Origin of the sequence: Fusibacter bizertensis (assembly GCF_029914245.1) — a bacterium.
Taxonomy (GTDB): domain Bacteria; phylum Bacillota; class Clostridia; order Peptostreptococcales; family Acidaminobacteraceae; genus Fusibacter_C; species Fusibacter_C bizertensis.
In genome coordinates, this window is sequence record NZ_JARYZI010000012.1 from 56,084 (window position 1) to 69,286 (window position 13,203).

Consider the following 13,203-nt stretch of genomic DNA (forward strand, 5'->3'; position numbering starts at 1 on the left):
TGATTAGAGGTTTCTATCGTCTATACTTCCAAGCACATTTCGAAGTGCAGGAATCACTTTTTTAATTGATCCTTCTTCAAAAGGACTGTCTAATCCAGCTACTTTTAAAAGACCTGTAAATGGTAAACTTCCACCCATATTACATAATTTAAGGTATTGATCCCAAGCAGATTTTCTATCCTCAGTTGATTTAAGGAAAAACTGGAATGCACACACTTGTGCTAACGTATAATCAATATAGTAAAAAGGATTACTAAAGATATGACCTTGTCTAAACCAATATCCGCCTCTTTCTAAGAAATCGTTGTCTTCATAGTTTTTATAAGGTTGATATTTTTTCTCAAGTTCACGCCATTTGGCTTTACGATCAGCTGGTGTTGCTTCAGGGTTTCCATAGACGAAATGTTGGAATTCATCCACTAAAACACCATATGGTATAAATAAAAGTGCTTCACTTACATGGTTAAACTTGTATTTAGTCACTTCATCTTTAAAGAAACTTTCCATCCATGGATAAGTCAAGAACTCCATGCTCATAGAATGAATCTCACAAGCTTCGAGTGTCGGGAACTGATACTCTGGAAGTTCATAGTCTCTGCTTTGGAAACATTGGAATGCATGACCAGCTTCGTGAGTAAGAACATCTATATCGCCTGAAGTCCCATTGAAGTTTGAGAATATAAATGGCGCTCTATAGTCGCTGATATAAGTGCAGTAACCGCCACCTGTTTTTCCCTTTTTCGCTTCAAGGTCCATGAGTTCACTATCTAGCATAAAGTTGATAAATTCTCCTGTTTCAGCGGATAATTCTTCGTACATTTTTTTCCCATTTTCGATAATCCATTCAGAATCACCTTTTGGCGTTGCATTACCACTTGTAAATGCAATTTGTTCATCATAATATTTCAGCGTATCTATTCTAAGACGTTCTTCTTGACGTTTGCGTAGCTCAAGTGATAATGGTACAAGCTCATCTTGAACTTGCTTTCTATAAGTTGCTACCATTTGATCATCATAGTCAGTTCTAGAAAGTCTCATATAACCTAACTTGATAAAATTATCAAATCCAAGTTTTCTAGCAATTTTATGTCTTACTTCTACGAGGTCTTGATATAAATCATCAAAAGCAGCTTCATTTTCTTCAAAAAACTTCGTTGCAGCTTCTTGTGCTTCTTTTCTTACGAGTCGATCTTTTGACTCATAATAAGGCACCATCTGAGCAAGGTTGCGTTCTTCTCCATCAAACATGATCTTTGCTGATGTTCTAAGTTTAGTATATTTGGACGCAAGCATGTTTTCTGTTTTTAAGTCCTCAATAATGTCAGTGTGAAATGTTTTCAGTTTTACTTCTATAATATTGAAAATATGATCGCCTAGCTCTTTGCGAAGCGCATCCTTAAACTTCGATTGATCAAGTGCACGATAATATTTGTCCACCATCTCCATATATAGTGGCATTGCATCATCTATAAAATCATTTTCTGCATCATAAAAAGCATCCGTCGTATCAATCGTATGTCTTATTTGGACAATTTGTGAAAGTGATTCTATATGGTTTCTCATGGCGTTGATTTCTTTAATTATAACTAGCTGTGCCTCGGGACTTGTTGCATCATTGAATTTTTCGATTAATGCCTCAAAATCCACTTTAAATTGATGCATATCTGGACGTTCGTATTTAAAATCTTTAAATTTCATAATGCCTCCTAATTTATAAATTACTTTACTTAACTATACCATGACTTAAGTTTATCATAAAAAAAAGAGCACGTATAATTTTTTTTATACGGCCCTTACCATACATATTCATTTGTTGAAAAAATCACTCTGCAAACATTTCAAATTCAGGTGGGTTGAACATATGCTTTTTAACGGAGCACAAATCCATTGATCTCATAATTGCAGCTTTATATTTCTCAGGAAAACCATCTGGTAAAGTCAAGTTTAAGGTAACTTTCTCTATCATTTTAGTTTCTGGGTTTTTAACGGTATCCATTGTAAGTGCTAATCCCTCTGAACTGATTCCTTTGTGTTGACAAAAGCTCAAGGCATAGATGCCTGCACAGGTGGCAATCGATGATAAAAAAAGATCAAAAGGTGCTGGTGCACTGCCTTCTCCCCCAGCATGTACAGGTTGATCAGTTGATATAACATGCCCTTTCATATGAGCGTCCACTCGAACACCACCAGGAAACTTTACTTCAATCAAAGCCATATTTAACTCCTTTTCATATATTATTTCAATATAAGTTAGATTAATTGCATTATAGATAATTCAAATTTCTCCGTCAAGAGATTTAGTCACACTATGGTACTAAGGATTCATTATTTTTGCATCTTTTGGAAGTGCTAATTCAGTTTCAAAAGTGCCACCAATCGTCAAATCTTTAAAATAATAACTATAAGATGGTTGTCCCTCAGTTTCGACGACCATCTTGACAATCAACCCCTCATCTTCCCATACATAATAAGTCACTTTCATTCCTAAGTGCTCTGCAACAAAAATATAACATGTTTTTCCATCAATGATTTCGGTTCCTTTTTCTTTCATGCTACCAAGTGTCTCATCGTCAATCTCGCCTGCAAATAGAAATGGAGACTCCCACTCATTGCTGGTCGTTTCAATTGGTGTTTTCATCAACAGATTTTCTGAAGGCATGTAAAGAAAGCCTTCCCCTTTGTCATAGTCAAGGTATAAACTTTGTCCCTCATCTATTGCATCATATCTTGCTTTATTTCCTGCAATCCATAACTTAAACCCACCGATTCTTTCATCACCTGTTGTCATCACAAACTCATAATAGTAGTTATCAATTTTGCGATCGCGATTTATCATATCAAATGCTTTGACGTTATCAAAGTTTTCTTCAGTATTTTCTTCATTTGTAGCAACAGAGACTGGTATGTTTTCAGTATTTTCAGTAGTCGCGTCATCATTAGAACTACAAGCACTCATCACTAAAACTACTAAAATCAGCAACATCATGATACTTGCACTTCTAAATGAAACTCTTTTAAAAGACATAAAAAAACCTCCCTTCTTCAGAGAGGTTTATACCCATATTTACTTGAAAAATGCATACCCGGCTTTTCCCGAGTTCTTAACTTTATAAAGTGCTTGATCTGCTTTGTCAAGCAAATCATCTGCATCGTTACCATCTTCTGGAAATAGACTTATCCCCATTGAACATGTCACAAACAAACTTTTATTTTCAATGATAAAAGGCTTAGTAAATTGATCGAGTATATGATTTGCTACCCGCTCAATATCTTTTCTATCAATGAGACCTTCCATCATTATGACAAACTCATCCCCAGAAAGTCTTGCAACAGTGTCAGAGAATCTTATAGCATTTTTAAGCCGTTTAGACATTTCCATGAGAATCGAATCCCCATATCGATGACCAAACTGATCATTTACTTCCTTAAGGTTATCTAGATCAATAAAAAATACGGCTATACTTTGTGCTGATTGATCTATGATAAAGTCCTCTAGTCTTTTCCTTAATTTATCCATAAAAAACAAACGATTAGGTAATCCTGTTAAGACATCGTGCATCGCCATCTGTCTGGATATTTCTTCATTTTGTCTAATTTCGTCATTTTCTTTTTCAAGATATTTGATAAAATGTTTCATCTTTTGTACTTTCTGATAATGGCCAGTATGATCTTCAATTTGAATCAATATAAACTTGTTGTCAATACTTTCAATTTGAAGATTTTGCTGCATATTGGGATTGAGCTCTAAATCAATATTGGAAAAAAAACCACCATGAACTGCGCCCGCCAAAAACCGACCTTGACCTGTTTCTATCACTAGGTCCAAGATTTTGCTGTATTTGGGTCTTAAAAATTTTGGAGCAACTTCATCAATTTCATAGTTAAAAACGGTCTCCATTTTTAATTCAGTTTTTAACTCCATCCAGTGATTCCAAAACACGATCTTCTTTTGGTGATCCAATAATATTACGCCATTATTTAATTTATTCAAAACTTCGTAAAAAAAATTGTTCATTATAATTCTCCAAGGACCTCATCAATTTTACCTAAAAGCTTATTTAAGGAATTTAAACCGAGTGCAACTATGACAACACCTTCAACTTGAGCCTTTTCAAGTTCAAAGCTTGTGTATAACATCATCATGTACACATTGTTTTTAAGGTACATTTTCTGCTCGTCCTCAGATACAAATACCACTTCAACATCGGGTATTGAAAATTCAACAGTTGTTCCAATGAGATTGCTGAACTCACCAATTACTGAATTTAAAATCACATTACTAATTTCTTTTAACACATCAAAATCTGTATCAATCAAATCAAAACTATTTTCTTCAATAGAACTCGACGCCATGCCCATGCATGCATCCACTAAAAGTTTCGCTTTTTGAGCAGGAAAAATTAAAAGTGCTCTACCAGAAAATTCGTGTCCAAACTTCATAGAAGAAGAGACGATATGACCATGAGAAAACAACGGCCTATCAAGTGCTCCTTTTTCATCAGACATATTGACAATTTCAACTTCAGGCACACTTAAAAGGACACGCTGATTTGCCATATCAGAAAGCATACTGGCTGCTTGTCCTATAAAAACATTCACATATTCTTTTAAAAGATCTTTCTGAAGTTCAGTCATCATAAATTTTCATCCTTTAGTAATTCTATTAGTTCACCTATTTTATCTGACGTCAACGGCTTGTTAATAAACTTAACAATTCCAAACGCTTCAAGTTCTACTTTTGTGCCTTTCTGAACATCCGCTGAGATGACAATAGTCTTCACCTTTGCGCCATCTTGATCTAATTTTAAAAGTAGTTCTTGCCCTGTCATCTCTGGCATAAGCAAGTCAGTAATAAGCCAATCACTTTTTATTTCAGTATACGTGTCATAAGCCTCTTTTCCATTGGTACAAAAGGTCAATTTTGCCTCTGGAATGGCGGTACTAATCGCTCTCGAAATGATACTTCTAACAAATGCCGAATCATCTGCAATAATAATATTCATGTAATCTCCAAACTTATTTATATTTATAATCTATGTCTCATATTTTATCACATTGGGTAAAATTTTGGGTAAATGATTTGTAAATATTCTCTCTCAAACATTAGATTCAACTACTTTTTCACAGCCATTGAACTTAGCAAATTGATCAAAGCACTTGTTTAATGCAACTTCTAACTTCTTAGTTTTCTTTACGCCTTCTTCTAACCATATGTTTTTTACCAACAATGTTTTGGTTTTCTTTTGATTGATGACTTCAACTCTGCCAATTAATCGTTCACCATATAAAAGAGGCAGCACATAGTAAGCATATTGCCTTTGTACTTCAGGTGTATATATCTCCCATTTATATGAAAAGTCAAAAACTGCTTGAATCAACTTCCGATCCCAAAGAAAATTATCAAGCGGTGCCAATAATTCACATCTTGGTTTTTCACTTTTCATTTGTATAACTTGATGGATTAGCGGCACATCTTCTGCCAGAATATAAAGTCGGTCATTTATTGACTCGACTTGAACTGCTACGATTTTGTGTTCGGCAATGAGCGCTTCAAAAGCCTGCTTTCTCTTTGCCGCTTTAAGTTCCCATATATTGAGCCATGCATCTGATGGTTTATTCCAAAGCAAACCAATGGCTCCAATTCTTCTTAAAATGCGCCACTTAATGTGCTCAATCTCATCTATATATGGATCCGATGATTCTAAGATCCTTTGATCTATACATCGCTTGGCTAAGTCATAGTATTTAAACGTTCCTTTTTTATGGTGAACTACCAAGTCCCCTCTAAAATAAAGTGTCTCAAGAGCTGCTCTTGATAACTTGGTATCGCTCCAATACCAGTCGACTTTGTGATCATATCCAATATCTCGGGATGATAAAGGGCCTTTATCTTCAATCATTTTAAGTACTTCATCACAAATGTCTTCAATTTCTTGATGGCTTCTACCACCACCTTTATACGCATCGCGGTAGCGCTGAAAATATGGCCAATCAGAAGCTTGCATAATCGCTAAGTTCTTGTCGAAATAATCTATTAGTTCTCGCTTATGGTAGAGCAAATCGTATAACCACTGTTTGTCAAAATCTTTTATTCTAGATTGAAGCACAAGTTCAGCGTTTTTTCCACATACATCAATAGGGTCAAACTGGATACAACCAACCTGCTTTACAAAAGCCATGATGCCTTCTTGTCCTTTAAAAATGTGCTTTCCCATTAGACCATGTTTTACAAGCATGAATCTACGTGCTTCTTCCTTTGATAAAGCGATCATGTAAAATCTCCTTCACTTTTGATATATTTCCAAGAACTTGAGCCGGAACATTTGTTCTTTTTTTATATCATGATTTTACTACAGTCCAAAGCAATTGGCAACCGAAAGGAAAGGGATACTTATTCTGCATATTGTACCGCGATTCCCGTTGAACGCAGATTTTCTAATAGTCCCCTATCAATAATCTTTTGGTCAAGTTCCTCATATGCAGTTAATTCTATCAATTTTGTCAATTGCATAATAGGCGTAATATCTGCCACATGGTTATAAGAAATATTAAGGCTTTGCAAATTTGTCAAAGTAGACAAAGCATCTATACTAACGACATTATTCATATGAATATTTAGGCTAATGATACTGTCTTTTCCTCTGAGCGGCTCAAGATCAGATATTGCATTATAGGTGAGATAAACATCTGTTAAGTTTTCCCAATTTTGCATAAACCCAATATCTGATAAGTTACAATCCGTAACAATAATACTGCTAACTGCTGTAAGATTTTTTAGAAAATCATACTCTGCTACATTAGTTTCTATAAAACCAACACGTTCAAGTGCAGGCGCATCGAAATCAGCAATAGGGTCAGATATTTCTGCATAACTCACATTTAGATAAAATAAATTCTGTAGGTTTACAACTGGGTTAAGAGATTTTAAAGTTCCTCTAGAAAATGAAAAATCATTTAAGTTAACCGCATATTCCAGTCCTGAAATTTCATTAACTGGATTTTTTTCATAATTGATATTAATTGAATAAAGCATCTCCATATCAAGCGTTGTAAGTTCACCCTCAGGCTTATCAAGTTGTTCTCGAATCATTTGCTCAAGAACTGGATCTTTAATTGTGATTCTTTCTTCAATGACAGGGGCATCTGTTTCTAGCATATCAGTATCTTCTAAAGTCTCTTCTTGTTCTATTGATGCTTTATTTACATCATCAATGACTTCATCTGATGTATCACATCCCACTGTAAGTAATGCAATGACGCAGAAACCAATAATTCCAATTACATTTTTTCTCATTATATTCACCTCCAATTTTATCATAACGCTACTCAGAAGATTGAGCTACTTCAATTAGAGATTTGTCATTGACATCTTTAGCTATAGTTATAGTACTGGTATTCTAGATAAGATAAAATATAATAGATCATACAAATATAAGCTCAAAAAAAGACTATATAGATATCTATATAGTCGATCATTTTGGTGCGAGTAATGGGACTTGAACCCACACGATATTACTATCATACGATTCTGAGTCGTACCTGTCTGCCATTCCAGCACACTCGCAAATACTTGCTTCAAGTGTAATTATACACCTTAAATTCGCAAAATGTAAATTGAATTTGAGCAAAACTTCTTTTGGTTGAACAGTAATGCCTCAATTGATATAATGTACTGGAATCAATTAATAGGAGGCAACATGACAAAGAAAAATTATACCAGTATTCATTATATGAGGATTGTTGCTTGTTTGATGGTCATCGCCATACATATCACTGCAGCGCCAGTCGTTACACTCGACAAAAATTCGATAGTACAATTGTTTTTTTTGTTTATTAATCAAGTTTCGAAACCTGCTGTTCCAATTTTTATATTCATCAGCGGTTTTTTACTGCATCATATCTACGCGAACAAACCTATACACCTGTTCACATACTATAAGAAACGATTACCTGCGCTAGTTTTCCCATATATTGTGTGGTCTTTGGGGTATTATTTACTCTATGTTAAGCTTGGCTATTATCCTCTCAATTTCAAATTTGCCTTGTCCGGGTTGATGTGGGGGACTTTCATTTACCATCTTTATTTTATGATCATCATCATACAGATGTATATTCTCTATCCATTATTGAAAATGTGCGGGAACAGATGGGGTGAAATCAAGTTGTTTATCGGAGTACTTGTGATTCAACTCCTATTGATTAAAGTTCCTTTTGAACATAGAGACCGCATTTTCATAACTTACATGAGTTATTTTACTTTTGGGATACTGCTTCAGTCACTCTATTCGAAAATTAATTTTAAATCGCTTTCATATGGGATTATGATTTGCCTTTTTATCTTATTTGGTATATTAAATGCAAGTGTATTTTTAGTACATCAAAATGGTTGGTTTGAAATCGCAAGTATTTGGGATTCACTTATATATGTAGACCTTAGCTTATCAGCGATCTTAGTCCTCTTCATTGGTCTAGAGTCATTTGATCAAAGGCATCCTCTTAAAACGACTCGGCACATCTCTATATTAACTCAGAGTAGCAGTAGCACTCAGTTTATCTACTATGCACATCCATTGTTTATTCTTTTAAGTGAATACTTTATGGATCAACTGGGCGTCATCTCTATCTCCTTACGGGCACTGTCAGCTTTTATGATGATTCTCTTGCTTTTAATCCCACTTGGTTATAAACTTGAGTCTTGGAAAACCAAATCAATTGAAAGGAAAAATTATGCCTAAAGATACTTTCTTTAATCTATCTGAAGAAAAAAAACAAAAGATTATGGAAGCTGCACTTAAAGAATTTGAACAAAATGATTATGATGCGGCAAGCATCAATCAAATCGTTATCAATTCTGGCATTTCTAAAGGAAGTTTCTATCAATATTTTCAAGATAAAAAAGACCTTTATATTTACCTTATGAATTTGATGGTTGAGAAAAAATTAAAATATATTACACCTGCAATGATGAATCCTTTCGAGCATAGTTTTTTTGAAGTTATTCGTGAAATGAATCAGTCGGGACTTATGTTTGCTAGAGAAAATCCTCAATATATGAAAATAGGCACACGACTACTGAAAGATCAAAACAGTGATATCTATAAAGAAATAATGGCACAAAATCAAGATCAAGCTTATGAAGTTTACGAACAACTACTACAACATGCTATTGCAAAAGGTGAAGTAAGAAATGACATTGATGTTAAATTAACTGCTCGAATTATATTTACAATTAGTGCGGACCTCGTTTCATCAAATAGTGAATTAATTGCTGAAACATGGCCAGAAAACCTTATCCAGCAGCTTGAGAAAGTAATGGCACTTATCCAACATGGAATTGCCAATCCAAAATAATGAAAAAAGGCGTTATTGCGCATCTAAGTTTTGATGTGCAATAACGCCTTTATTTATATGGCAAAATCCTGTACTATCTAATAAATTCTTTACCACCCATATACATCTGAAGCGGTTTAGGGATCTTAATTGACCCATCTTCTTGTAAGTTGTTTTCAAGGAAAGCAATTAACATCCTTGGAGGTGCAACCACTGTGTTGTTTAGTGTATGTGCAAAAATGTTACCTTGTTCTTTGTTTCTCACCCTGATACCAAGTCTTCTAGCTTGCGCATCGCCTAAGTTTGAACAACTTCCTACCTCAAAATACTTTTGTTGACGTGGTGACCACGCTTCAACATCTATGCTTTTTACTTTAAGGTCTGCTAAATCTCCAGAGCAACACTCAAGTGCACGTACTGGAATATCAAGTGTTCTAAAGAAATCAATTGTGTTGTTATATAGTTTATCAAACCATATTGGACTTTCTTCAGGGTTACATACGACGATCATCTCTTGTTTTTCAAATTGATGAATACGGTATACGCCACGCTCTTCAATACCATGTGCGCCAACTTCCTTTCTAAAGCAAGGAGAATAGCTCGTCATCGCTTGTGGCAATTCTTCTTCATCCATTAATGTATCTATGAATTTACCAATCATTGAGTGCTCACTTGTACCAATAAGGTAAAGATCTTCCCCTTCGATTTTATACATCATATTTTCCATCTCAGTGAAACTCATAACGCCAGTAACTACTTCAGAGCGAATCATATACGGAGGAATGTAGTACTCAAATCCTCTATCAATCATAAAATCACGTGCATAAGATAATATCCCAGAATGTAATCTCGCTATATCTCCCCTTAGGTAGTAAAAGCCATTACCACTTGTTTTTCTTGCACTTTCAAGATCAATGCCTTTTAATTTTTCCATAATTTCAACATGATATGGTACTTCAAAAGCTGGTACAAATGGTTCGCCAAATTTCTCAACTTCTACGTTTTCGCTGTCATCCTTACCTATCGGCACAGAATCGTCAATGATATTTGGAATCACAAGCATTCTCTCTCTGATTTTGTCAGCAAGTTCTTGTTCTCTTACTTCTAACTCTGCAAGTTCTTTTCCAATAGCTGCAACTTTTTCTTTTGTTTTTTCAGCTTCTTCTTTCATGCCCTTAGCCATGTATCCACCAATCTCTTTACTGATGGCATTACGTTGTCCTCTTAGATCATCGCCTCTGGTTTTAGCTGCTCTAAATTCAGTATCCATCTCGATAACTTCATCTACCATGACGAGTTTTTGATCTTGGAATTTCTTCTTAATGTTTTCTTTTACTAGCTCTGGATTACTTCTAATCATTTTAATATCTAACATGTTCTTCCTCCTGATTCAATAGTCAAGTATTCTGCGGCATCACCCGCTTTAATAAAATGGAAGTTCCTTCCTTGATGGAAGAATTTTCCGGTTAATGGTCAGAAAAAAACTCCCTGTCCCATTAAACAATGGGACGGAAGTATCCGCGTTGCCACCCAAATTGCAACAGAAAACTGTTGCCAACTCATAACTGCTATAAAGGGCTTACCCTTCGACTCATCGCCGATAGCTCCTAAAGTGGACAGATATGATTACGTACTAGCTCTCACCAACCGCTAGCTCTCTTAACCGCCTTCATTATCTTAGCTTTAATCATAGCTAAATTCATATGTTAGTACTATTTTACCTTAGAATCAGATAATTTCAAGTGGAATTTTAAAAATGCCAAAATCTAATTTAAATTATATATAGTTTTCAATATAAATGTTATTCATGGTCATCATTCTATTGCTCGTTCAACAGCTTGGTTTGAACCATGCTTTACATCTCTCAAAATACCAAGACCGAGTAAAAGCATCCCAATACCTGATAGCAAAACACCTGATAGTAGCATCTGATGAACCCCTAGTAGTTCAATTACCCATCCGCCACCGATGCTACCGATGATGCCACCAAAAGTTGTAGAAGCAATCAGGTAACTTTGACCTTTAACTTTGTCAAACTCAGTCATTCGATCATGTATATAAGAAACCGATGCTGGTACATATAGTGCAAAAGATAGAAACTGAAAACCCTGTGCAACATAAAGCATCGTAATATTCGTCGCAAATGCCATCAAGATACTTTTAATAAAGAAGAAAAGACCAGAAGCAATAAACAATTTGCCACAATCAAATTTTTTCAGTAAAAAACCAAAAGCGAGCATCGTTGGAAGCTCTGACATGGCAGCTATCGTAAGTGCTTTCCCAAATTGTAGTTCATTTCCATTGACATTTTGAACGATTTGAATCAAGTATATATTTGCCATGGTATGAAAAGCATATAATAGAGAAACCCCTAATAAAATCATGATAAATGTAGGATATTTATTGAAAAAATGTCCTTCCTTGTGTTTATGGGCTTGTGCGTGAGTACGCACTGTTTGACTTGCAGGATCGACTGGTAATATAAAAACTGCAAGACCACAAAATCCAAATAAAACTACCCCCATGAACGGTACCATTTGAGCTGAGAAAAGCCCTATTAAAACTCCCAAGAGGCTTGACTGTACTGCAAATGATAATGATCCAAAAGCACGTGTAATCCCAAAATTAAGCTGTTTACTTTGAATGATTCTGGTCATCACAAAAGCGTTGATCAGCGGTTGTAATGTCACTACAAGGGTGATGGTCAACAGATAGAGTACAGTCATTAACCAAAATATTTGATTAAAAACCATAGCTATTAACATCAACAATGCGCCTACTAGAAGTATGCTAATAATGATTTGCTTTAATCTTTTTGCTCCACCTTTATCAGCAATCGTGCCAAGTATAGGCTGAATCGTTATCGATAATACACTTGCTATAGCAATAATTATACCTATGCTTCCACTTTTATGTCCTGCCTGTTTTAAATAAAATGTTGAATAACTGTATACTGTGCAAAATATCATCCAATATAGGATTTGCACTAAAATCGTCACCACGCCATTGTTTCTATTTGATATTGTTTTAGCCACTATACTCACCAATCCTTAACACCTTTAATCTACAGTTATATTAACTGTAAATTATATATTTATAAACTTTAATTACAATACGAGTATACCCCATAAAAGTATGATAAAATATGAGATATCTCATACTAATAACAGAAAATTTTATTTGGAGGCAAATATGCAGATCAGTAATAACCCTGCAAACGTAGAAATGCTTTGCAATACCCATCATTTTAAAGATTTTTTTTCATTTGATATTATACCTTATTTAGAAATACATACATTTTCAAATAAAGAAATTATTTGTAATGAAGGCGAACCATTTCCTTACCTTTACTATCTAGTTAAAGGTAAAGCAAAAATATATTTGACGCATAAAAACGGACAACGCACTCTTGTACTTTTTGCCCAAGCACCTTGCTTCATTGGAGAAATGGGCCTCTTAGAAATTGAACCTTACGCAAAAGGGGTTACTGCTATGGAGATGTGTACATGCTTAGCACTCCCTTTATCAAGCTGTAGTAATATGCTTCTAGAAGATCCCAAGTTTTTAAGAAACCTCGCTAGAATTCTCGGTGATAAAGCAAGAATTCGAACTGATAATTTAGCTAAGAGCTATGCATACCCTTTTGAAAATCGCTTTGCATCTTTTATACTACTAAGCTCATGTGATAACGTCTATAACGAAATGCATACTGAAGCTTCAGAATTTCTAAATGTAAGCTACAGGCATCTTTTATTTACTTTGCATGATTTATGCTCCCGTCAAATTTTAGAAAAACATGGACGTGATTACCATATTCTAAATCGCGATTACCTTGAAAAATTAACAGATGAAATTAGCGAGACAATCTAAATT

General features: G+C 34.8%; 13 protein-coding genes, 1 tRNA gene and 1 other annotated feature. Of the genes, 3 read left to right on the plus strand and 11 right to left on the minus strand.

Annotated elements, in window-relative coordinates:
• Positions 1-3 precede the first annotated feature (3 nt).
• The 9 genes from QE109_RS14885 to QE109_RS14925 form a co-directional block, all read right to left on the minus strand.
• Positions 4-1,698, minus strand: a complete 1,695-nt coding sequence (locus QE109_RS14885) for a M3 family oligoendopeptidase (RefSeq protein WP_281095340.1) — start codon at positions 1,696-1,698, stop codon at positions 4-6.
• A gap of 124 nt (positions 1,699-1,822) precedes the next feature.
• Positions 1,823-2,215: an OsmC family protein gene (locus tag QE109_RS14890; protein WP_281095341.1), complete on the minus strand. Its 393-nt coding sequence runs from the start codon at positions 2,213-2,215 to the stop codon at positions 1,823-1,825.
• A 99-nt stretch (positions 2,216-2,314) separates the two neighbouring features.
• On the minus strand, positions 2,315-3,025 hold the full coding sequence (locus QE109_RS14895; RefSeq protein WP_281095342.1) for a hypothetical protein: 711 nt from the start codon (positions 3,023-3,025) through the stop codon (positions 2,315-2,317).
• Between the two features lie 39 nt (positions 3,026-3,064).
• Positions 3,065-4,015: a GGDEF domain-containing protein gene (locus QE109_RS14900; RefSeq protein ID WP_281095343.1), complete on the minus strand. Its 951-nt coding sequence runs from the start codon at positions 4,013-4,015 to the stop codon at positions 3,065-3,067.
• On the minus strand, positions 4,015-4,638 hold the full coding sequence (locus tag QE109_RS14905) for a chemotaxis protein CheC (RefSeq protein ID WP_281095344.1): 624 nt from the start codon (positions 4,636-4,638) through the stop codon (positions 4,015-4,017). The genes QE109_RS14900 and QE109_RS14905 overlap by 1 nt, the downstream gene beginning before the upstream one ends.
• On the minus strand, positions 4,635-5,003 hold the full coding sequence (locus tag QE109_RS14910; protein WP_281095345.1) for a response regulator: 369 nt from the start codon (positions 5,001-5,003) through the stop codon (positions 4,635-4,637). Before QE109_RS14910 ends, QE109_RS14905 begins: the two co-directional genes overlap by 4 nt.
• A 93-nt stretch (positions 5,004-5,096) precedes the next feature.
• Positions 5,097-6,272: a winged helix-turn-helix domain-containing protein gene (locus tag QE109_RS14915; protein ID WP_281095346.1), complete on the minus strand. Its 1,176-nt coding sequence runs from the start codon at positions 6,270-6,272 to the stop codon at positions 5,097-5,099.
• A 119-nt stretch (positions 6,273-6,391) separates the two neighbouring features.
• Positions 6,392-7,294: a leucine-rich repeat domain-containing protein gene (locus QE109_RS14920; RefSeq protein ID WP_281095347.1), complete on the minus strand. Its 903-nt coding sequence runs from the start codon at positions 7,292-7,294 to the stop codon at positions 6,392-6,394.
• 184 nt (positions 7,295-7,478) lie between these two features.
• Positions 7,479-7,564, minus strand: a tRNA-Leu gene (locus QE109_RS14925).
• A 133-nt stretch (positions 7,565-7,697) separates the two neighbouring features.
• On the opposite strand from QE109_RS14925, the gene QE109_RS14930 reads away from it, so the two are divergent.
• Positions 7,698-8,735, plus strand: a complete 1,038-nt coding sequence (locus tag QE109_RS14930; protein ID WP_281095348.1) for an acyltransferase — start codon at positions 7,698-7,700, stop codon at positions 8,733-8,735.
• Positions 8,728-9,351, plus strand: a complete 624-nt coding sequence (locus tag QE109_RS14935; RefSeq protein WP_281095349.1) for a TetR/AcrR family transcriptional regulator — start codon at positions 8,728-8,730, stop codon at positions 9,349-9,351. The genes QE109_RS14930 and QE109_RS14935 overlap by 8 nt, the downstream gene beginning before the upstream one ends.
• Before the next feature lie 73 nt (positions 9,352-9,424).
• Here the strand turns inward: QE109_RS14935 and serS are convergent, their stop codons facing one another.
• Together serS and QE109_RS14945 are read right to left on the minus strand one after the other, a co-directional pair.
• Positions 9,425-10,705 (minus strand): serine--tRNA ligase, encoded by a 1,281-nt coding sequence (gene serS / locus QE109_RS14940; RefSeq protein ID WP_281095350.1) that lies wholly within the window; start codon positions 10,703-10,705, stop codon positions 9,425-9,427.
• A gap of 126 nt (positions 10,706-10,831) precedes the next feature.
• Positions 10,832-11,030 (minus strand) — a binding site (T-box leader).
• 114 nt (positions 11,031-11,144) lie between these two features.
• Entirely contained in the window at positions 11,145-12,365 is a 1,221-nt protein-coding gene (locus tag QE109_RS14945; RefSeq protein ID WP_281095351.1) for an MFS transporter, read from the minus strand.
• Between the two features lie 157 nt (positions 12,366-12,522).
• Between QE109_RS14945 and yeiL the strand changes: the two genes are divergently transcribed.
• Positions 12,523-13,200, plus strand: coding sequence for a transcriptional regulator YeiL (yeiL, locus tag QE109_RS14950; RefSeq protein ID WP_281095352.1), 678 nt, complete (start codon positions 12,523-12,525; stop codon positions 13,198-13,200).
• The last annotated feature ends 3 nt before the right edge of the window (positions 13,201-13,203 follow it).